Origin of the sequence: Bacillus sp. EB600 (assembly GCF_024494385.1) — a bacterium.
In the GTDB taxonomy this organism is placed as follows: Bacteria; Bacillota; Bacilli; order Bacillales; family Cytobacillaceae; genus JAEVLT01.
Genome location: NZ_JAEVLT010000004.1, coordinates 56,170 through 77,893 on the forward strand (window position 1 = coordinate 56,170; position 21,724 = coordinate 77,893).

Sequence of the window (21,724 nt, forward strand, 5' to 3'; positions counted from 1 at the left end):
GCCAAATTGTATATTTATTATGATGATTGTTAATTTTCAGAAATATGTATATAATTAATTATAATATATGTTTTAGACATAGGTCAAACCTTTTAAATTATACGAGGAAAACTTTGGGATTTCCCCCGTGTTAAATAAAGACACGCCCTGTCAATAACGGCTGGTTTCCCACTCTTTTTGAAAAATGCTGTTGGTTCATTTGTTCGAGTAAACTACGATATCTATATTTCAAAAAAAACAGACAGATATCCCCCTGTTGATCACAGTGATGAATCTGCCTTTCTATAATAAATTCATAGATTTTCATGTAAAACAGTTAGAATTGACCGCAACTCCGCAGCAGCTATCTGCCCTGGTGCGGAGGCTTTTTTAGCTGCGCCAAAGGTTAGTGCTGATCCAAAAACTTCTCCAGCCAACCGACTGATGACACCCTTTCCACCCATCGCCATCGTAATCATTGGTCTTTCGGCAAATCGTTCTTTCATCGTATTTGTTGCGTCCAATAAGGTCAGCACATCGGCTGAATGAATTGGCATGACCGCAATTTTAAGGATGTCACCACCCAAGTCCTGCTCTTTACAAAGCCGGGAAACAATTTCATCTTTAGGTGGTGTCTTAGCAAAATCATGATTGGAAATAATAACAAACGTGTTATTGGCATGTGCCGTTTCAATAAGCGTTTTAATATCATTTTCATTGCTAAACAACTCAACATCGATGATATCAACCAGCCCTGTTTCGGTAACAGCTTTATTCAACTCAAGGTAATATTCCTCACTGACTTGCTTGTTTCCACCCTCTTTTGCACTGCGAAGCGTAAAGATAAGAGGTTTTTCTCTTAAAATCGTACGAATCTTAGTAAGTGCTGCCTTTACGGCATCTACTTTTTCCAAATCTTCAAAAAAGTCAACGCGCCATTCTACTACGTCCAGGTCAATCGTGTTAAGAAATGCTGCTTCTTCGATTAAAGCTGATACCGTTTCACCAACCATAGGGACACATACCTTTGGAATACTGTCACCAATGGTAACGCCATTAATGATTACTGGTTTTACCACCATTTTCAACCCCTCCGATGCTAATTATAAAGCTCCCAGGTTAATTTTAACGAATCTACAATATAATCGGCTATTTCTTCGATATCATGGTTATCGGTATTCACTTTTGAATGATGTACCTCATATATTTCTCGTCTACTATTAAAAAGTTCTTCGATTTCTTCAATTGTTTTTCCTTGCAGTACCGGACGGCTATCAATGAGTACGTTGATCCGATCCTTCCACGTATCCCAGGATAAGTCTAAGAAAAACACAATACAAGAGTCTAAGCATGCTTTTCTAATTTCTTCCTGTAGAAAAGCACCGCCGCCAACAGAAATCACATGAAGCTTTTGCTTTGCCAAGCTGACGGTCAGTTCCTTTTCTCTTTCTCTAAAGGCTTTCTCCCCAAATTCCTTAAACACTTGAGGAATGGGCATCTTAAATTCTTTTTCAAGCTCAACATCAATATCAATAAAATCACGATAAAGCTTTTTGGCCACAACTTTTCCAATTGTCGTTTTTCCTACACCCATAAATCCAATAAAAACGATACTTCTTTCCTTTAATGGAAGTTCACCATTTCGCAACGTTATTCCCCCTCTACAAAAACGAACAAACCTATTCATTTTATAATAGTGTCCAATTCACAATATTCGATTTTTGTCATAATAAATTTACTTAAATGTATCATACCATATGTAATTATCGATATTAATCATAACCCGTAAAACACCTTTATTAAAGAAAAAGTAGTTTATTAATTCAGTTAGAAACGTTTTTAAGTAAAAACACAAACTCTTTTGTTTAACAAAGAATACACCATTTGAAACGTTTTAAATTTTGTAACTAAGGTTTCACATATTTGCAACAGCTTGCACTACCATTTCATCTTATTTTTTATAAAATAAAGATATAGAAAGAGAGAAAATATTTTTAAATATGTAGTCAGCCATTAGATTGTGCAGCAGAATTGATTGCAAGATTTATATTAAATGTTGCTTCGTGAGGCCAGCGTTTTAAATCTTTAAGTAAGGAAGGGATGTTAAAATGATGAACTATATAGAAGTAAAAGAAAATTTGGAAGCCACTAAACTTGCCTTAGTAAAAAAATTAAACAATCCAAACCTGACAAAAGAAGAATTTGAAACCATCAAAAAATCAATTGATAACTTCAATTATATTATTGAATTAACCGATATGAACCACTTTGAACGAGGAGCCATTGTTCATTAAAAGGAGCGAGAATGGCTCCTTTTTTTTGGCTAATCAGAATGTATATTCATAAATTCTCAACGCATAAGTGCAACTTCGCCTCTATCTTCGCCCAGAAAGCTCGCCAATTGGCGAGTTTTCTTTATTGTCATTTTTAGCAAAAGAAGGTATAATCTTTTTAAATACCCATTTAACTTATCGGATTAATTATATTTAAAGGAGAATTCTATGACTGAATATAGTTTTGTTATTATCCATGGACTTGGCGGAAGCGGACTGAGCCACTGGCAAACTTGGTTAGCAAATACATTAAAGCAGCATAATTTCAATGTAGTTTACCCTGTTTTTTCAAAATTCAACCGACCAAATAAGGATGTTTGGCTAAAAGAGTTAAAATCTACGCTGGATACTGTACCAAAGCACCATAAAAAGATAATCATTACTCATAGTCTCGGGGGCTTACTGTGGCAGCATTATGCTGCAGCAGTAAACTATCAAATTGCTGATCAAGTGATCCTTGTGGCGCCGCCTTCCCCAGCAGTCGTCATTCCTGCTGCAAAGTCTTTTTTCCCAGTCCCATTAAGCAGAAAGAATCTTACGAGGATTTCGAAAAAAACGTTATTCATACATTCCACAAATGATCCGTTTTGCAGCATGGAAGATGCTCGTAATTACTACAACTTTAATTTACCCTCGATTATTTTACAAAACCATGGCCATATTAATGTTCAATCAGGTCATGGCAAATGGCCTTTGATTCTAGATCTTTGCATGAAAATGGTTAAAAAAAATGAAGAAGTGTGTATCTAAATTGTCGTCCCATTACTTGATCATAAAACCCAGCAAGCTGGGTTTTATGAATTTGATCCCTAACGTTACGGCTTAAGCACTACTTTTATACATCCTTCTGTTTTTGTATCAAACACCTCATAGCCGTGCTTTGCTTGAGCAAGTGGAAGGACATGGGTAACAATATCACTTGGGTCTACTTTTCCCTCAGCAAAAAGATTATAAAGAAATGGCATGTATGGGATTACTGGTGCCTGCCCCATTTTTAGATCAATATTTCGTTGAAATAAATCGCCTAGCGGGAAAGCATTATAACGTCCGCCGTAAACACCTGTTACCTGAATGGTACCGCCTTTGCGAACAGCCTGACTGGCAATCACAATTGCACTCAGTGTTCCGCCATTTAACTTCAAGCCAGTTGCCAGGAATTCCAGTGGAGTCATTTTCCCATCCATACCAACTGCGTCAATGACAACATCTGCACCTCCCTGGGTAATCTCGCGCATATATTCACCTGTATTATCATGCTGCTCAAAATTAATGGTTTCAACTTTATTTGTTTTCTTTGCATGTTCCAAACGATAATCAATATAATCAACAGCAATCACTCTTTTTGCCCCTTTTAGCCAGGCAAACTTTTGAGCAAGTAAGCCAACAGGACCGCAGCCTAAAACGATAACAGTATCGCCAGCCTTCACTCCTGCGTGATCAACACTCCAATAGGCGGTCCCAGCTGCATCCGCCAATAAGACTAACTTTTCATCTTCCATTTCACATTCGTCAGGAATTTTGAAGGGAGTAAAATTTCCAAAAGGAATCCGCATATATTCGGCTTGACCGCCGGCATATCCGCCCGTTGTTTCCGAGTAGCCAAAAAAGCCGCCTTGTTCACCGTGTGGATTGGAATTATCACACTGGCTTGTCAGGTCGTGCGTACAATACCAGCAGTGCCCGCAGCTAACGTTAAACGGAATGATGACCCGATCTCCTTTTTTTAGTTTTGTTACCTCTGAACCAACTTCTTCAACAATACCCATTGGCTCGTGTCCAATCACATAATCTGTTGGTGTATTTGGAATCATCGCGTGAATTAAATGCAAATCAGAACCGCAAATGGCCGAAGTTGTTATTTTTACAATAATATCATCTGCATTTTTAATTGTCGGGTCTTTTACCTCTTTAACCTGAACATTTTTAATTCCTTGGTATGTAACTGCCTTCATACTGGAGCCACCTCCTTTCTATTTATTTGGCGTTGCGAACATTCCCCTTCGGTCCGTATCACTTGGATAGATATTTAAGGACGCAATTTGTACCGCAGTCTCAGCTGCTTTTATATCGATTGGAAATTGCTCATCAACATCATATGGATGGAGCCAGCCTTTTTTCATCATCAATTCGGATATTTCACCGTGTAGTTCAATAGCAGTATCCAGTTGTCTACGTAAAGCCATTCTTAATTCTGGATTTGCCGTTTCTGTTATTGCAAATCCGTAGTTTCTAATTCCATTTTTCACTGATAATAGAAAATCCAATGCAAAAGCTGAATCTGCTAAATTGGGCATCCCTTCTGCATTTCTTGGATCTAAGTAATCTTCCATGTCATCTCCACCTAATGTCCTTTTGGTATTTGTTTGTAAAATCCAAGCAGTTCATTGACATCTTTAATTGATTGCTGGACGTCCTTCTCCATTAACGCTTTTAATTCATTATCAAAGCATAAACCTTGCATCAATTTAGAACGCAATAAACATACGGTTTTAAAGTTTAAAATTTCATGTGTCTCCATCGTTTCATGTAATGCCAAGTTATCCTGGTCCATCATCATCACCTCCAGGCTATTTTCCCCGTTTTCACAATGATATTATGCAAACAGGCTCCTAAATGAATAATGAAGCTCGGTCATTGATAACCTAAAAATAAATCATGCAAATGTCAGGGAGTGTAGAAGAATGACAAAATACTTAGCCCTTCATGAAACGCTTGATGTACATGAGCTGTTAACCTTCAAAAATCTTTGTTTAACGAAAGCAACGACAATGAGTGCTTTTGCCCAGGATGAGGAACTAAAAAATCTACTTGCGAATGATGTTACTACTGGCACTAGACATATTCAGCAGTTGAAGCAGTTTTTAACAAACCGGGAGGGACGTCAATGAATCAATTTATTCAAAATATGATGGGAATGGGCGGTATGACAGATCAGGTCATTGCCACAGACTTGTTAATCTCAGCAAAATCCGGCGTTCACAACTATGCGATTGCGCTAACAGAGGCAGCAACACCCGAGCTTCGCGCAGCCCTTAAGGAGCAATTATTTGCTGCCATTGATACACATGAAGCCGTCAGCAACTTTATGGTTTCTAAAGGCTACTATCATCCCCATCATTTAAGTGAGCAGCTGACCGTTGATTTAACCACAACGGATACCGCGTTAAGCCTTGCCCAAGAATAAGCGGCTATGTAGTAGACTATATAAAGACATAATCAAATAGGGAGAACTTGTTTCTCCCTATTTTTTGCAGTAAATAAATCCCCTTTATTAGAAGTGACAATTGTTATTGACAGGAAATTAATCAATTGATAAGCTTTTTTTAATTGAATAGAGCAGGCGATGAAAGTTATGGGTAAAACTATAGCAGGAGCAGCTTCTGGAGAGACCGCTAATATTCGGCGCCGAAGGATTCACAATCTCAGGCAAAAGGACAGGGGAGGATTATGTGCAATTATGCACACTCTTCCATACTTATCGAGATTGGGGCTATCCAATCTTTTTTTATTTCTTAAAAATGAGGTGGAAAAAATGGAAAGAAGAAGAGCAGTTGTAAGTGTGATTGGAAAAGACCAAGTTGGAATTATTTCAAGAGTTACCACTATTTTAGCCAATAATAATATGAACATTCTCGACATTAGTCAAACCATTTTACAAGACTTTTTTACAATGATGATGCTAATTGATGTCTCAACAGTTGAAAATCTTAATAATCTTCGGGAAGATCTCAAAACAGCAGCTGAAGATATGGGCTTAAAAATTAATATTCAGCTAGAAGAAATCTTTCAAGCAATGCACCGAATTTAATTGAAGGAGAGATACATATGCCGATTGCAATGGATGAAATACTCCAAACCATCCGTATGGTGCAAATGGAAAACTTAGATATTCGCACGGTTACGATGGGAATAAGTCTTCTCGACTGTGCTGATTCTGATTTTGAAAAAATGAAGAATAACGTGTATACAAAGATCACTAAGTACGCCAAAAATTTAAAATCAGTAGCAGAAGAAACCTCACAGGAATTTGGAGTTCCGATTATTAATAAACGGATCTCTATTACACCAATTGCGCAAATTCTCGGTAATGCAACCGTAGAGCAAACAATTGAACTAGCCAAAACACTTGATAAGGCTGCGAAGAATCTTGGTGTTGATTTTATTGGTGGCTTTTCTGCGTTAATTCACAAAGGTCTATCAAAAGGAGATGAAACCTTGCTGCAAGCCCTTCCAGCTGCACTTAGTGTGACAGAGCGGGTTTGTTCATCCATATCTGTTGGAACCACTAGGACTGGAATTAATATGGATGCTGTTCGGACGCTTGGCTTTCTTATCAAGGATGCAGCTGAATTAACTAGGGATCAAAACGGAATTGCCTGCGCTAAGCTGGTTGTCTTTTGCAACCCTGTTGAAGATAATCCCTTTATGGCGGGAGCCTTTCATGGTGCCGGCGAAGGAGAAGTGGTTATTAATGTTGGTGTAAGCGGACCTGGTGTCGTCTTGAATGCGTTAAAGCGCCATCCATCTGTAGATCTTGGCCAAGTTTCAGACATTATCAAAAAGACAGCCTTCAAAGTTACCCGGGCGGGCGAACTGATTGGCCGCGTGGTTGCTGAACGGCTAGGTGTTCCGTTTGGAATTATGGACCTTTCACTCGCACCAACAAATGCTGTAAATGACAGTGTTGCTGATATCCTTGAGGAAATCGGCCTGGAGCGCGTTGGAACGCACGGAACAATTGCAGCCCTTGCTCTTATGAATGATGCAGTAAAAAAAGGCGGTGCAATGGCAAGCTCTTATGTTGGCGGCTTAAGCGGAGCATTTATCCCTGTGAGTGAAGATAACGGAATGATTCGCGGGGTTGTCGACGGTGCTCTAACTTTGTCCAAGCTTGAAGCGATGACATGTGTTTGCTCCGTTGGTTTAGATATGATTGCTTTAACGGGGGACGTTACACCTGCCACCCTTTCTGCGATTATTGCAGATGAAGCAGCAATTGGAATGATAAACAAAAAAACAACTGCAGTTCGGGTTATACCGGTCCCTGGTAAAAAAGAAGGAGAAATGGTTGAATTTGGCGGACTCCTTGGCAGGGCGCCAGTAATGGGCGTTAATCCATACAGCTCAGAAAAAATGATCAATCGTGCCGGAAGAATACCGGCACCTCTGCAAGCATTAATCAATTAAATTAGAAAAGCGGAAGCGACCGTTTAGCGAAGTATGGACTGGACCGCTCTGACTGAGATAAAGGAAACACGAAGCGCGCTAGCGATTCGATGTTGACTTATCGTAGGGAGGAGCGGGAAGTCCACTAGTCGCTGGGAGCTGAAGCTAGACATTTCTCAAAGCAAAAGTTACTACATTCTTCTCTTTTAAAAAAAAGGCCAGTTCCCGTGCTAAAGCGCTAGGAACTGACCTTTTTTATTTGAATTTTTCTGCAATCGCCGTTGTCATTTCTTGGGCGGTTTTCGGAATTGATGTTTTTAAAATCTTGTTCACAACCTTCCCCATCGCTCCTTCAGCTAAAATCTCCAGATAACCAGTTATTTTTGTTTTATTTTTGTCGAGCGCTTCAGCCTGGAAATATCCATTTCCGGAAAACTTCTCATTTAATCCCTTTAAATCAAAAGTTACTTTAGTGGGAGGGATCCACTCCCTAATCGTTACCATTAAACTGATTTTCTTTTTAATGATTCCAAGATCCTGATAAAACTCCCAAGTTGATTGTCGGTTATTAAACTTTTTATGTGAAATATAACCTGGGATTAACGGTGCCCAATGATCCATATCCTTTACAAAACTCCATATCATTTCAATCGGCAAGTCAATAATCTCCTGATGCATTCCACTTGGCATTGTATTTCCTTCTTTCCCCAATATAAAAGACCTCCCAGATTAGAAGGCCTTTTTAATGTTATATGATCATGATAGGTTGTTTAAGAAGAATAACTTTCCTCATCAATTTAATTTGTTAGATAAAGAAATTGCTGAATCCGTTTTGCTGCCACAGTAAGCCGCTCAGCAGGCTGAACTAAGGCAATTCTTACATAGCCTTCACCAAGTTTTCCGAAAGCATCTCCAGGAACAACGGCAACACCTGCTTTATCAATTAATTCAAATGCAAACTCCCGAGACTTCCAGCCCTTCGGTATTTTTGCCCAAACAAACATCGTTGCAGGAGATTTTGCAACCTGCCAACCGCTTTTTTCTAGTCCGATTATCAGGGCATCACGGCGGCGCTCATACTCCTTTACCTGTTCCTGAAGTGTTGAATAATCCGACATAAGAGCTGCTTCCCCCGCTTTTTGAATAGGATAGAAAATTCCATAATCAACATGACTCTTCAACGAGTTCAGGATGGTAAGTGCTTCTGGATTTCCGACAGCATAACCGATCCTGCACCCTGCCATATTAAATGTTTTCGAAAGTGAATTAAATTCAACCCCAACCTCTTTTGCCCCTTGAACAGACATAAAGCTGATCTGGGGATTTCCATCAAAGATCAATTCAGAATAAGCAAAATCATGCACGACCAAAATGTTATGCTTCTTGGCAAATTGGACAACTTGTTCGAAGAAACCTTTATCTGCGAGTGCTGTTACTGGATTCCCAGGATAACTGATAATCATCATTTTTGTCTTTTCTAAAATCTCTAATGGGATTTCATCGAGGACAGGCAAAAATTTATTTTCTTCCAATAATGGCATTGGATAAATAATGCCCCCTGCAAGAATGACATTATCCTCATAGATTGGATAACCAGGGTCTGGGACAAGCACATAATCGCCAGGATTAATAAAAGCAGTGGCTAAATGTGCCAGACCGTCCTGTGAACCCATAAGCTGAAGTACCTCTGTGGCCGCGTCCAGCTCAACGGAATATCGATTTTTGTAAAAAGAACAAACTGCATGATTAAAGTCAGCTATACCTGTTAAAGTATACCCGTATTTTGTCGGGTCACCGGTGTATTTTACCAGTGTTTTGACGACAACAGGTGATGGTGGAAGGTCTGGGCTTCCGACACTTAAATCAATAACATCTATACCTTGTTTAATGGCTTCACGCTTCCGATCAGCCACTTCTGTAAAAATACTTCCTGTCATGGCTTGAAGTTTCTTTGATGCAACGATATTCACGGCATTTCCCTCCATTTTTTTTCAATCATACCTCTTTTCGAACAATAAAGATATCTTAAAATAGAAAATTGTGACTATTAACCTTACTTTTCATCATGGATGAAAAGAACAAAAGCATAAACGCCCGTTTAGCGGAGTACACTAGTCGTCGGGTGCTGAAACTAGACGATGAAAAGAGGGCCGATTTCTTTTAAATCGGCCCTCTTTTCATTATATTACTATTATTGAAATTTCTTCAAAAACCGGTCAATTCTTGTGATAGCTTCTTTGAGCTGTTCCATTGAGGATGCGTATGAGCAGCGCACATGTCCTTCGCCGCTTTCACCGAATACATCTCCAGGGACAACGGCAACTTTTTCTTCCATCAGAAGCTTTTCAGCAAATTCCTGCGAAGATAAGCCTGTTCTTGCAACCGACGGGAAAGCGTAAAAAGCTCCGCCAGGATTATGGCAGTCCATGCCAATTTCATTGAAAGATTTAACAATATAATTTCTTCTTCTGCGATAGCTTTGTCTCATCATTTCTACTTCCGGCCTGCCATGCTTCAACGCTTCTATGCCCGCATACTGAGACATCGTGGAAGCGCACATCATTCCATATTGATGAATTTTATAAATTGCCTCAGAAATTTCCTTTGGAGCACACACAAAGCCTAAGCGCCAGCCTGTCATGGCAAAGGCTTTTGAAAATCCATTAATGAGAATTGTTCGCTCGATCAATCCATTGATTGCTGCGAACGAGGTGAACTCCTCATCATAAGAAAGCTCCGCATAAATTTCATCAGAAATAACGAGCAAATCATGTTTTTTGACGATTTCAGCGATTTTCTCAAGATCTGCTTTGCCAAGCTGTGTTCCGGTAGGATTGTTTGGCGAACAGATCAGCATCGCCTTCGTTTTCGGTGTGATCGCTGCCTCCAGTTCCTCCGGCATTAACTTAAAATCATTTTCCTTACGTGTTTGTACGGTGACAGGATTTCCTCCTGCCATCGTCACCAACGGTGCATAGGCCACAAAACAAGGCTCAACGACAATCACTTCATCGCCCGGATCAATGATCGCCCGCAGCGCTAGATCCAATGCCTCGCTCCCTCCAACAGTGACAATAATTTGGTTATCAGGGTCATAGGAAATGTTAAACCGCTGCTCCATGTAGCGGGAAATTTCCTTTCTTAATTCAAGCATACCGGCATTTGCCGTATAAGTAGTATAGCCTTCCTCCAGCGAATGGATGGCTGCTTCTCTGATTGTCCAAGAAGTAACAAAATCCGGTTCGCCTACACCGAGGGAAATAACCCCTTCCATGTTAGCAGCCAAGTCAAAAAAGCGCCGGATCCCGGAAGGCTTTAATCCTTGCACCTTTTTGGAAACATAAGAAGTTTTAATCATGGCGACACCACAATCCGTTTATCTTGATCGGTTTCTTCAAAAATCGTACCGTCATGTTTATATTTTTTCAAAATGAAATGAGTTGCAGTTGAGACAACTGAATCGATTGTCGAAAGCTTCTCATAGACAAACTTAGCAATCTCATTCATTGAACTTCCTTCGACAAACACCGCCAAATCATAGGCACCAGACATTAAATTCACAGATTGTACTTCTTTAAAACGGTAAATTCTTTTGGCAACCTCTTCAAAGCCAACATCTCTTTTAGGAGTAACTTTTACTTCAATCATCGCTGTTACCCCAGTATGTTCGTCTACTTTTGCCCAATTAATGATCGTTGAATAGCGGACAATTATACGCTGATCCTCAAGTTTTTTTAAGGTTGAGCCAATTTCCTCTTCTGATAAATTTGTCATTTTTGCTAGGTCCTGCAGTTCAATTCGGCTGTTATGTTCAATAATGCTCAGCACTTCTAATTCCTGTTCGTTTAAGTGCATTGGGAAAATCCTCCTTGTGGCAATTCGCATTTAATTGTAAAACACACTCATTCTTGAATGTATTATACATACCTCGTAACAAGTATGACAATAAACATATACCATTATATCAAATAAGTTCTTGATCTGTTATAGTTAATTCCCAATTCCTCAAATAAATTCATGCATCTGTTCTGTAACAGGCATTAATTTCCTGCAAAAAAAATAAAGCGGCAAGAATTTCAGCCGCTTTTCTAATTCACATCATAATACCGCCATCAACATGGAGAACCGTTCCATTCACATAATTTGATTCATCAGAGGCTAAGTAGAGATAGGCGTTGGCGATATCCTCAGGCTTTCCTAGTCTTCCGAGCGGTATCGTTTTTCTAATCTGATCAAGAATATTCTCAGGTACCTTCTCAGTCATCGCTGTTTCCATAAAGCCAGGTGCTACAGCATTGACATTAATTCCTTTTCGTCCAAGCTCCTTGGCCCATGTCTTTGTCATCCCAACAACACCCGCTTTTGTAGCAGCATAATTCGTTTGACCTACATTTCCATAAACTCCTGAAACAGAGGAGGTACTAATAATTCTTCCCCAGCCCTTCTCCAGCATGGAAGGTAGAACTGCTTGGGTACAATGGAAAACCCCTGTTAGATTAACATCAAGAACTTTTTGAAAATCTTCAACAGTTAGCTTTGCCAGCATTGCATCCTTTGTAATTCCAGCATTATTCACAAGGATATCAATTCCACCATATGTTTTGATGACATTGCTAACCATTTTGTCAACGCTTGCACGATCAGCTACATTTACTTGAAAAAAGGTAACATCATAGCCTTTTTCCCGTAACTCATTTGCCCGCAGCCTCCCTTGTTCCACATTAAAATCGGTTAAAGCAACCTTGGCTCCTTCCCTTGCGAAAGTTCCAGCCGCTGCAAGCCCTAATCCATTTGCTGCTCCTGTAATGATTGCCACTTTATCTTGTAATCTCATTTTTCCACCTCTTCTATCAAAAATTTGGTTATAACGGTTAACAGTTGATCCAAATCATCAACAAGTGGTGAGTGACCACAATCCTTTAGCTCAACAAAACGAGCTTTAGCACCAAAGTCTTCCATTACTTCATTTTTCATATCAGCAGAAATAACAAGATCCCGGTCTCCTCGCAATACTAAAACGGGAACATGAATCTGATCGACTTTACCATTTCCTTCAATAAGTCCATTGTGATGATGGCTGATATTAAACGTATTAAGTGCAAAGTAAACCTCAGCCAAATTCCTTTGTGTCAGCATATCCTGGAGATACTGGTTATAGAGTTCTGGTTTCGGCTGATTTTTTGTATAGATCACCGTACTCCAAATCCATGATAAAAACTCCGTATCCCCCCTGTCATAAGCAGTTTGAACGGGTATTATTAGAGTCAAATCGTCTTTAATCTCTTTATACGATTGTACTCTGTGTGTATCTTGATTATTACTGGTTTTTCCATAAAATGGATAACCCCTAGTTGATACAGAGCCTAGCAGGATCAATTTGTTACAATACCCCGGATAATCGGCAACGAATTGCATCGCAACAGCACCACCGGTGGACCAGCCAATAATAGAAAAATCTTCAAGGCCAATTTCATCAACAAATAATTTTACATCGTCTGCGAAATCCTTTATGGTCTGAATTGGCTGTTGATAGCTTGAGTTTCCAAATCCACGCAGATCAATAGCGTAAATTTTAAACTCAGGTGCCATGTTTTCATAAACAAGATCCCAATGCTTAGAGGATGTCATGTTTCCATGAATGAGTAATACCTTCCTATCGCCGCCTTCTCGCTCACGGTAAGCAATTGTTTCACCGTTTGGTAATTGTACTTCCTTTATCCTTATCTCAAACATGGGCTCACCCTCTCCACTTTTTCGTCATTATCTACCCACTAGACACGTAAATTTCCATACTCACTCTACCAATCTGTAAAAAGCTGAACTACCCTGCTAGGAATTTTCCATCACTTCCCCCATGTAGGCCATCGCTTCTTCGAATGATTCAAATAGAAATTCCTGTTCTTGTTGGACATGGGTTACTTTAATACGCCACTGCTTTTTCCCCACCCCTTGTTCCTCCCCCGCTAGTTGAAAACGGACTACGAAGGAGACAATAGGCATTAATTCCATTGAAACTCCCCCCTATCCTACTAGGTTTTCCTTTTCCTTGTTCTTGGTAGCCTGGTGCTTCTTTCGATTCCATTTCAAATTTTTAAAGGTTCCGACAATGCCCTGTGGGAAAAAGATTACAGCCAAAATATAGATAATTCCAAAGAAAATAATCCAGCGTTCAAAGATCCAATGCTCTTTCGCTAATTCCGTTAGCCCATAATGGGCAAATTCGATTAAACCGGATCCAATGATTGCCCCAACCAATGTTCCGACCCCGCCAATGATCGTCATTAATAAGGCATCCAAAGTGATGTCCATTGAGAAAACACTTGTATTCACAAATCGTAGTGAGATCGCGTAAAGGATGCCGGCAACACCGGCCAAAACCCCTGCTGCGACGCTTGCAGCAACCTTATAGTGCAGGACCTGAAATCCGAGTGATTCTGTTCTTTGCTCATTTTCACGAATGGCTTGGAGCACTCTCCCAAGCGGAGAATTCGTAAATTTCTTTAAAATAATAAATACGGCAATCATTACGAAAAGACAAAGAAGATAATAATTGGTGCGATCAATAAACGATTCTGGGACGCGGAACGTAAAACCATCATTTCCGAACGTTAATGTCCGCCATTTTTCAGCTAAGACTAACATTAGACCCGATAACGACAAGGTCAACATGGCATAAAAGTGGCTTTTCAAGCGGAGTGTAAGCAGACCGACAATCCAACTGACGATTGCAGTGATGACAATTGTGGTCAGCACAGCAAACGTAAAGGATAACAACGTCGGTTCGAATTTCTTCATAAAAATTCCCATTGAGTAGGCGCCTATTCCAAAAAACATGGCATGGCCAAATGATACGATTCCGGTAAAGCCTAATAACAGGTCATAGCTCATTGCTAAAATGGAAAAAATAAAAATTTGCGTTAACAAAATCAATAGACTTCTAGACTCATAAACGAATGGCAAAAGGAAGAGAAAAGCAACAATAACGAAGTAGACGGAGGTAATTCGATGTTTTTTCATCCACATTGTTTTCTCACCCCTTTACCCTAAATAAACCTTGTGGTCTTACAATTAAGACAATTGCCATTAAAAGCATATTAACCGCTAGTGATAAATCAGGAACGTAATAAGCCAGAAAGGAACTGGCCAAACCAACCAAGATGGCTGCCAGAACGGAACCGGTGAAATTCCCCATCCCGCCGATCACAACGACTATAAATGCCAGAATCGCAAAATCCATTCCCATCCCGGCATTGATTACACCGGAATATGGGCCGAAAAGGACGCCGCCAAGTGCAGCCATTCCAGAACCAATCATAAACACATACATAAAAACCTTTTGAATGTTGATTCCCAGTGCCTGAACCATGTCTTTATTCATGACTCCCGCTCTAACGACAAGACCGATTTTTGTTTTTTTCAGCATATACTGAACAAGTCCGAAGACAACCAGCCCAATGAAAATAATAAAAGCCCGATACTTAATAATGAGAACCCCGCCTAGTTCCCAGCTTCCTTTTAAATAGTCCGGAGGAGAAGCAATAATTTGATTTGGTCCCCAAACAACCTTGAGTAATTCTGATAAAACAAGCATAAATCCAAGTGTTATCAAGATCTGTTGGACATGATTTCCATAAACAGGTTTTATAATCCACCTTTCTGTTAAAATACCCAATAAAAAACCAACGATAATCGCGCCTGCAATTCCAATTAGGAAACTGCCTGTTTTGGTAAAGATCCAGATTCCGCTGTACGCTCCCCAGGCAAATAGACCGCCATGTGCAAAATTCAGGACATCCATCAGCCCAAAAATGAGCGTCAAACCTGCTGCTAATAAAAAAATCAGCATACCTGTTGCTAATCCATTAATGGTTAGGTTCATTAAGAGGTCCAACTGCTTTCCCCCTTTCCTAGGCAATTCCGAGATATTTCCGCTTCATTTCCTCATCCTCTTTTAACTGCTTCATTGTGCCATGACTCACAGTCCGGCCATCATCAACGATGTAAAAACAATCTCCAATCGTACTTGCCATCATAAAATTTTGTTCCACTAGCACGATCGTCGTTTGCTCTTTTATTTGTAAAATCGATTCAATGACCTTTTCAACCATAATTGGTGCTAAGCCCTTACTTGGTTCGTCAATTAGTAACAGCTCATTTTCATTAACATAGGCTCTGGCGATGGCAAGCATTTGCTTTTGACCTCCACTTAAAAAGCCGCCTTGCTTTTTCCAAAATCGCTTTAAATCAGGAAAGAGATTCAAAATCCAGTCCATTCTGCCCAAGGTTTGCTCATCTTCTTTTTGGATCGCTACTTTCATATTTTCTTCAACAGTGAGTCCAGCAAATATGCCTTGGTCCTCAGGAACGTAACCAATCCCTTTTTGGGCAATCTTGTAGGTTGGCAGCTGCCCAATCGCCTTTTCCTTAAAAAGGATTGATCCTTTTTTTGCCGGTGTCAGCCCCATAATCGTTTTTAATGTCGTAGTTTTCCCTGCCCCATTTCGGCCGAGAAGGACGGTCACCTCCCCTTTTTTGACCTGGAGTGTGACACCCTGCAATATGTGGTATTGCCCAATATACGTTTCGATTTCTTGAAGCTCGAGCAGGCTACTCATTGTATAAACCTCCTAAATAAGCAGACTGGACAGTTTCATTTTTCATAATTTTCTCCGGAGTTCCATCGGCTAGCAATCTGCCATTAAAAAGAACCATGATCGAATCCGATAAATCAAGGATCATATCCATCTTGTGTTCTATTAAAATAATCGTTCGCTTTCCCTGCTCCTTGATTTTGCGAATCACCTCTAAAATCGCCGGTACCTCTTCAAGTGACATCCCGGCAGTTGGTTCGTCTAATAACAGCACTTCCGTTTCGAGGGCTAGAAGCATTGCCATTTCCAGTTTCCGCTTTTCTCCATGGGCGAGACTGCCCGCTGTGGAGTCCTTTTTATCATCTAACAGTACCATTGTGAGCCACTCCAACGCTTTTTCTTCAAACCAGGGGTAGCGCTTATAATGTTTGAGCATTTGATAGCGCACGCCTGCCTGTGATTGAACCGCTAACCGGACATTCTCGAGCACGGTTAAGTTTGGAAACACATTGGTGATTTGAAACGATCGGCCAATTCCTGCTCTCGTTCTTTTCGTAGCGGATAATTTGGTAATATCCCTTCCACGGAAAAAGATTTTTCCTTTTGAGGGAGTTAATTGCCCGCTTAATAAATTAAAAAAGGTTGTTTTTCCGGCCCCATTTGGTCCAATAATCGATTTGAAATGTTTCTCAGGAACAGAAAAATCAACTGAATCGACCGCGGTGTGCCCGCCGAAGGTTATTGTTAAATCATTTGTTTCAATTAGGGCTGTCAATTACGTTCACCGCCTGTGATTTTTACATAGTTTAAAGGAGGGAAACAGGGGGCCATTGCCCCCCATTTTCCTTTATTTCGCCAATTTCGATGAGAATTTTGCCGTTTTGAGAATAATTTCGCCAATCCAGACATTAATTTCGCCAAAATTTCATTTATTTCGCCAAACTGGTCATTTATTTCGCCAAACCAAATTTCCCTTAAATAGACCAGCTTATTTATTACGAATTGGCGGTGCTGTTTCTTCTGGTGTTAATTCCCTGACGAGGACGGGAACCGGATAGGACACTCCATCCTTTTTCACCAACTTGATTGCGTACAAGGATTGCAATGCCTGATGGTCTTCCTTGCGGTAGGTCATTTTCCCTTTAGGTGTTCCAAAGCTCATGCCTTCCATTGTTTTAATCAATTGATCAGCATCGGTAGCGCCATTTGTTTTCTTGAGAGCCTCAACAATCGAGATCGCAGCACTCATACCACCTGGAGTAAATAAGTCAGGAACTTCCCCATTAAATCGTTTCTTATGTTCACTCACAAGCCAGTCATTGATTTTATTTTTAGGAAGATCATGATAATAAACGGTGAAGCCTTCCATCCCAACAAGCGGGGCCATTGTTGATAAGGCAGCGATATCCGGTGCGCCTGTCGAGATTTTAATACCCTTTTCCTGAACCTTCATATCCGCTATTTGTTTCCAAGGAGAGTTTGCCCCGGCCCAAACAACAAATAAATAATCAGGCTTGGCATCGATGATTTTTTGAATGTTTGAAGTGAAATCGGTTGCAGTAGGAGCTGCATATTCTTCCCTGACGATCTGTGCGCCAAGCTTCTCGGCAGCTTGTTTAAACGCTGCCACTCCATCCCGTCCGAAGGAATAATCGGGTGCAAGGGTAGCAATTTTTACGCCCTTTTTAGCAATTGCTGCCGCACCGGCAACAGCATCCTGGGAAGAGTTGCGGGCTGAATGGAAAATATATTTGTTAAAGTCGGCGCCTGTAATGCTATCAGCCGCAGCTGGTTCCACGACCATTATTTTTTTATATTCCTGGGCAAGTGGCATAACAGCCAGGGTATCAGCTGAACTGGATGAACCGACAAGAAAATCAACCTTGTCTTCCTCTAATAGCTTTGTCGCTTTTTGAACGGCTACATCTGGTTTCGTTTCCGTGTCTTCAATAATGTATTCAATTTTTCTGCCATCAACCTTCATCGTGTTATTTGTTGCATAATCGAGTCCAAGCTCAAAGCCGCGCAAGGTTTGTTTTCCATAGGATTCTAATGCGCCTGTCTTTGAGGCAAGCACCCCAATTTTTATTGGCTGGGAGTTTTCTGTCTGTTTTCCGCTCCCATCCTTCTGATCTGATGCCGTTTTGTTAGTACCGCAAGCACTAGCTAAAACAATTGTAAAAATAAGTAAACAGAATAAAACTGCTTTTCGTGTATAGACCTTCACCCTTTTTCCCCCTTTTAAAATGTTTGTTAAAAAATCTATCAAAGCTTTGAATTCATCATAAGAGAGTCAAGTTACAAAAAAGTTACAAAAGGCTGAAGCATCCGTTTAGCGAAGTACAGCGCGGGTGCTAGACATTAAAAAAAACAGCCCTATTAATTTAAGGCTGTTCAACTTGATCTATATATTCCCTTGCTTCAATAATCATTTCGTACATATGCCTTGTCGGCTCAAGCGGTGTCACACCCAACTCCTCCTCCAAAACATCTGTACATTTTTTGTACCATTTCATTGCCTGGGGACGATTGTTCTTCCTGTAATAGCAATACATGATCAATCGGTAGGCTTCCTCCCAGGTCCGGTCACGCTCGATAATTTTTTCACACCAATAAATTGCCTGCTCATAATTCTCACTCCGAACACTTAAGTGAGCCATTTTTTCTGCTCCCCGTAAGAAATAAACAAGCATGCTCTCACGTTTACTGATGCACCAGTCATCATAACGCCGCTCTGGCAAATATTCTCCATGATAGAGGGAAAGGCCTTTTTGTAAATAAGTAATTGCCGCTTCCTGCTCGGTTTCATTTAGACCGTTTTGAATCAATTCATGGAAATGAAACGTATCCAACTCTATGACAGCAAGAGGATTTAGTCCATAGAACATTCCCTCCCTGATCACAAAGAAAGGGGCAGCTCTGGCCTTCCTCATTGGTTCCAAAACATGCTGAAGCGTATTTAATGCTACTTTAAAGTCTCGATCGGCACTTTGTTTTTCTTGTTCGGGCCACAGCATTTGCGTAATTTCATCTTTGAGAATAAACGTATTCTGTGTAATCAATAATTGAAACAATTCTTTTGCTTTCTCTCTTTGCCAGGCCTTATCAGCAACCTCCCTATCACCCAGCCAGATTTTGAATTCGCCTAATGTCTGAACTCTAATCGAGTAGCCCGGATGAGTATCAAAGGTAGTGATTCCCCTATCCTGTAGGATCTTTATGACATATGATTTTTCAACATCTGCCTTTGTACATTCAATCAATAGTGGGATAAAAGCTTGGAGATCCCGTGGACCAAACAAAGACCGCTTCGAGAAAAAGAATTCATACTCATAGACCTGTACCAGCTTTAAAAAGGAACCCGCTGCTACTTTAAACAAGGCTTGCTCCTTTTCCAAATAAAAAAGATAGGCTAACCAAAATTTACTAAGCATTTGACCGAACGTATCTTCACAAAGCTGAAACAATGACTCGGTTTTTTCTAGCAGGGTAAATGCTTTCGGCCATTGATCATGGTAAATAGACGTGATTCCCATCGATAGGGTGATCAAACCGGAAAGCCACATATCGCTAACCTTTTCTGTCTCCTGAAGCGCTTTGTTCCCTGCTTCCATCGCCCGTTCATAGTCTCCCTTCATACCATAAAGAATCGATAAGCCCATTAATGGTTCTGCTTTCCCTCGACTGATACTAAGCTGATCCATAATTCCCAGTGCTGTTTCATAGCATTTTTTTGCCAAATCTGATTCATATTGGTGCAAAAGCTGAACAGCATGACCCATTCGAATCCACCCGCAGGCCTCTACCATGGGAGCCTTTAACCGGATACCCTGCTGAATTCCCTCCTGTGCCAGAGCTTTTGCATTAACCCCTTCGCCAGTAAACGCTTCGATTAATGATAATAATAGCTCTGTTTCCCGATGGGATTGCGGCAATAAAGTTAGATTGCTTTCCTTTACTTCCTGAGTCTTCGCTTGAAGGATTTTCTTGGCTGTGCTAAATCGACCGGTTCTTAAATATAATCTTGCCTCTAAATTTCCATCGATATCATGTCGATTTAACAGCTTTGCTTTTTGCAGCCATTTCTCTGCATTTGAGGATTTCCCTAAGTTTAGTAGATTTTCAGACAGGAGTTGATATAATCTACCCATTTCTTCATCTGAGCCTTCTAAACTTTTTTCCCGGTGTGAAATTGCTTCATACAACAGTTTTTCTGCTGTATGAGGCTGAATGGTATCCAAATAAATCTTTGCTTTTCCCTCAAGTGCCTTACTCATTCCCAGATCATCATCATTTCTTTTCGCACCAATATAAGCTTTCTGATAACATTCCTCAGCCTCTAAATAGTTTGACCGATAACGATAAACTTCCGCCTTCAAGTACAAAAGCTGATCATCCACTTCCATATCTGCTTCGGGAATCAACTTTAAATGCTCAAATAAGCTTTCCAGCTTGCCGCTTTTAATCAGCTTACTTCCTTGTTGCTGGAGAATGGAACCAATCGCCATATAATGATTGATTTTTCGATAGTGATAAAGAGCCTCTTCCCACTTTTCCTTTTTCTCAAAAATACGTGCGCATTTCTCATGGAGAGCAGCAAAAAGACTTGGATGGTTATTCTCGAATTGGTTTTCTAAAAACTCTTTAAATAATGCATGGTACCGGTAGTTCTTCATTCCCACCTTTTGGAGAAATAGGTTACGTTCCTTTAGTTGTTCAAGCATACTAGAAACTCCACTGATTCCAATTACTTGACTACACATTTCTTCATCAATTTCCTCAAAAATGGAGGTTTGCTCTAAAAACTGCTGGATCATTGGAGGCTGTTTTGAAAACACTTCCATTACTAAGTATTGGAATAAATCTTGGAGTGAATGGGAGGAATATTCGGAAAGATTGGCCATGCCTTTTACAAATGGCATTTGCTGGGCAAGCATGCAAAGTGCAATAATCCATCCTTCTGTCTTTTGATAGATAATTTGCAACTGGGCGGGATTAACCGTTAACATAAATAGATCAGTTAACAGTAAATCCACTTCTTCAATGGTTAACACCAAATCCTCTCTGACAATTTCTAATAATTGTCCGGATACCTTCATTTTTGATAGTTCCCGCCATTTAGGACGGCTCCGGCTTAAAATCACAAGATGTAAATTCGAAGGAATATGAGTAAGCAATTGCTCCATCCAGCTGTTAACCGTATAGGAGTGCTCAATTTGGTGAAAATCATCTACAATTAAGATAATCTTAGTCTGGACAGTCAGAACCTCATTAATAAATAACGAACATAGCAGATTGATTTCCTCATCGCGAATATACTTGTCCATTGTCTCAATATAAGCCGATAGCTCTCTTCCAAAGTCAGGGACTACTTTTCGAATCGCATGAATGAAATAGGCTAAAAAAGGTAGAATGTCATCATCCATTGATGAGACAGAATACCAGCATCCTGCTATTTTTTCATCCCTCATAAATAGTGCGAGTGCGGTGCTTTTTCCATAACCCGCCCCGGAATGAACAATCGTCAATGGGTATTCGGGGATTTTTTTCATTTTTTTTGTCAGCATCAAGCGCCTAATATACTCGTCTTTAACAACTGGAATTTGCAGTTTTGACTGGATAATCGGCAGCATCATGGAATAATTCCTCTCCTAA

24 protein-coding genes and 1 riboswitch are annotated in these 21,724 nt (G+C 40.2%); of the genes, 6 read left to right on the forward strand and 18 right to left on the reverse strand.

Features of this window, described 5'->3' with window-relative positions; genetic code table 11:
- Positions 1-293: 293 nt before the first annotated feature.
- Positions 294-1,058, reverse strand: a complete 765-nt coding sequence (gene aroD / locus JN080_RS06140) for a type I 3-dehydroquinate dehydratase (RefSeq protein ID WP_375141597.1) — start codon at positions 1,056-1,058, stop codon at positions 294-296.
- Between the two features lie 20 nt (positions 1,059-1,078).
- Positions 1,079-1,627, reverse strand: a complete 549-nt coding sequence (locus tag JN080_RS06145) for a shikimate kinase (RefSeq protein WP_256235045.1) — start codon at positions 1,625-1,627, stop codon at positions 1,079-1,081.
- Between the two features lie 460 nt (positions 1,628-2,087).
- On the opposite strand from JN080_RS06145, the gene JN080_RS06150 reads away from it, so the two are divergent.
- The gene (locus JN080_RS06150) at positions 2,088-2,273 is read left to right on the forward strand and encodes a DUF3896 family protein (protein ID WP_256235046.1); all 186 of its coding nucleotides are present in this window, start codon (positions 2,088-2,090) and stop codon (positions 2,271-2,273) included.
- A 207-nt stretch (positions 2,274-2,480) separates the two neighbouring features.
- Positions 2,481-3,062 carry an RBBP9/YdeN family alpha/beta hydrolase gene (locus tag JN080_RS06155; RefSeq protein WP_256235047.1) on the forward strand — a complete coding sequence of 194 codons (582 nt, stop codon included), beginning with the start codon at positions 2,481-2,483 and terminating at the stop codon, positions 3,060-3,062.
- A 65-nt stretch (positions 3,063-3,127) separates the two neighbouring features.
- Here JN080_RS06155 and JN080_RS06160 read toward each other — a convergent pair whose 3' ends face one another.
- From JN080_RS06160 to JN080_RS06170, 3 genes are read right to left on the reverse strand one after another with little or no spacing between them, the layout of a single operon-like run.
- Positions 3,128-4,264: a zinc-dependent alcohol dehydrogenase gene (locus tag JN080_RS06160; RefSeq protein WP_256235048.1), complete on the reverse strand. Its 1,137-nt coding sequence runs from the start codon at positions 4,262-4,264 to the stop codon at positions 3,128-3,130.
- 18 nt (positions 4,265-4,282) lie between these two features.
- A complete protein-coding gene (locus tag JN080_RS06165) occupies positions 4,283-4,642 on the reverse strand; it encodes a spore coat protein (protein ID WP_256235049.1) in 360 nt (119 codons plus the stop codon).
- 11 nt (positions 4,643-4,653) lie between these two features.
- A complete protein-coding gene (locus JN080_RS06170) occupies positions 4,654-4,863 on the reverse strand; it encodes a spore coat protein (protein ID WP_256235050.1) in 210 nt (69 codons plus the stop codon).
- A 130-nt stretch (positions 4,864-4,993) separates the two neighbouring features.
- Here JN080_RS06170 and JN080_RS06175 point away from each other — a divergent pair, with 130 nt between their 5' ends.
- The 4 genes from JN080_RS06175 (at position 4,994) to JN080_RS06190 (ending at position 7,499) form a co-directional block, all read left to right on the forward strand.
- Positions 4,994-5,200: a hypothetical protein gene (locus JN080_RS06175; protein WP_256235051.1), complete on the forward strand. Its 207-nt coding sequence runs from the start codon at positions 4,994-4,996 to the stop codon at positions 5,198-5,200.
- Positions 5,197-5,496: a spore coat protein gene (locus JN080_RS06180; protein ID WP_256235052.1), complete on the forward strand. Its 300-nt coding sequence runs from the start codon at positions 5,197-5,199 to the stop codon at positions 5,494-5,496. Before JN080_RS06175 ends, JN080_RS06180 begins: the two co-directional genes overlap by 4 nt.
- Before the next feature lie 186 nt (positions 5,497-5,682).
- Positions 5,683-5,760, forward strand: a riboswitch (glycine riboswitch).
- 84 nt (positions 5,761-5,844) lie between these two features.
- A complete protein-coding gene (locus JN080_RS06185) occupies positions 5,845-6,120 on the forward strand; it encodes an ACT domain-containing protein (RefSeq protein ID WP_256235053.1) in 276 nt (91 codons plus the stop codon).
- 17 nt (positions 6,121-6,137) lie between these two features.
- A complete protein-coding gene (locus tag JN080_RS06190) occupies positions 6,138-7,499 on the forward strand; it encodes a PFL family protein (protein WP_256235054.1) in 1,362 nt (453 codons plus the stop codon).
- Positions 7,500-7,733: 234 nt separating this feature from the next.
- Here JN080_RS06190 and JN080_RS06195 read toward each other — a convergent pair whose 3' ends face one another.
- The 13 genes from JN080_RS06195 to JN080_RS06255 form a co-directional block, all read right to left on the reverse strand.
- On the reverse strand, positions 7,734-8,189 hold the full coding sequence (locus tag JN080_RS06195; protein ID WP_256235055.1) for an SRPBCC family protein: 456 nt from the start codon (positions 8,187-8,189) through the stop codon (positions 7,734-7,736).
- Positions 8,190-8,275: 86 nt separating this feature from the next.
- Entirely contained in the window at positions 8,276-9,448 is a 1,173-nt protein-coding gene (locus tag JN080_RS06200) for an LL-diaminopimelate aminotransferase (RefSeq protein WP_256235056.1), read from the reverse strand.
- A 221-nt stretch (positions 9,449-9,669) separates the two neighbouring features.
- The gene (locus tag JN080_RS06205; RefSeq protein WP_256235057.1) at positions 9,670-10,836 is read right to left on the reverse strand and encodes an aminotransferase; all 1,167 of its coding nucleotides are present in this window, start codon (positions 10,834-10,836) and stop codon (positions 9,670-9,672) included.
- On the reverse strand, positions 10,833-11,333 hold the full coding sequence (locus tag JN080_RS06210) for an Lrp/AsnC family transcriptional regulator (RefSeq protein ID WP_256235058.1): 501 nt from the start codon (positions 11,331-11,333) through the stop codon (positions 10,833-10,835). Before JN080_RS06210 ends, JN080_RS06205 begins: the two co-directional genes overlap by 4 nt.
- A gap of 238 nt (positions 11,334-11,571) precedes the next feature.
- Positions 11,572-12,312 (reverse strand): 3-oxoacyl-ACP reductase FabG, encoded by a 741-nt coding sequence (gene fabG, locus JN080_RS06215; RefSeq protein ID WP_256235059.1) that lies wholly within the window; start codon positions 12,310-12,312, stop codon positions 11,572-11,574.
- Positions 12,309-13,211: an intracellular short-chain-length polyhydroxyalkanoate depolymerase gene (phaZ, locus tag JN080_RS06220; protein WP_256235060.1), complete on the reverse strand. Its 903-nt coding sequence runs from the start codon at positions 13,209-13,211 to the stop codon at positions 12,309-12,311. The genes fabG and phaZ overlap by 4 nt, the downstream gene beginning before the upstream one ends.
- Positions 13,212-13,307: 96 nt before the next feature.
- Positions 13,308-13,487: a hypothetical protein gene (locus JN080_RS06225; protein ID WP_256235061.1), complete on the reverse strand. Its 180-nt coding sequence runs from the start codon at positions 13,485-13,487 to the stop codon at positions 13,308-13,310.
- A gap of 12 nt (positions 13,488-13,499) precedes the next feature.
- Positions 13,500-14,501 carry a branched-chain amino acid ABC transporter permease gene (locus JN080_RS06230; protein ID WP_256235062.1) on the reverse strand — a complete coding sequence of 334 codons (1,002 nt, stop codon included), beginning with the start codon at positions 14,499-14,501 and terminating at the stop codon, positions 13,500-13,502.
- Between the two features lie 7 nt (positions 14,502-14,508).
- Positions 14,509-15,369, reverse strand: coding sequence for a branched-chain amino acid ABC transporter permease (locus JN080_RS06235; RefSeq protein WP_256235063.1), 861 nt, complete (start codon positions 15,367-15,369; stop codon positions 14,509-14,511).
- 16 nt (positions 15,370-15,385) lie between these two features.
- A complete protein-coding gene (locus JN080_RS06240) occupies positions 15,386-16,093 on the reverse strand; it encodes an ABC transporter ATP-binding protein (RefSeq protein WP_256235064.1) in 708 nt (235 codons plus the stop codon).
- The gene (locus tag JN080_RS06245) at positions 16,086-16,844 is read right to left on the reverse strand and encodes an ABC transporter ATP-binding protein (protein ID WP_256235065.1); all 759 of its coding nucleotides are present in this window, start codon (positions 16,842-16,844) and stop codon (positions 16,086-16,088) included. Before JN080_RS06245 ends, JN080_RS06240 begins: the two co-directional genes overlap by 8 nt.
- 213 nt (positions 16,845-17,057) lie before the next feature.
- On the reverse strand, positions 17,058-18,296 hold the full coding sequence (locus JN080_RS06250; RefSeq protein WP_256235066.1) for a substrate-binding domain-containing protein: 1,239 nt from the start codon (positions 18,294-18,296) through the stop codon (positions 17,058-17,060).
- Positions 18,297-18,453: 157 nt separating this feature from the next.
- Positions 18,454-21,705, reverse strand: coding sequence for a winged helix-turn-helix domain-containing protein (locus JN080_RS06255; RefSeq protein ID WP_256235067.1), 3,252 nt, complete (start codon positions 21,703-21,705; stop codon positions 18,454-18,456).
- Positions 21,706-21,724: the final 19 nt, after the last annotated feature.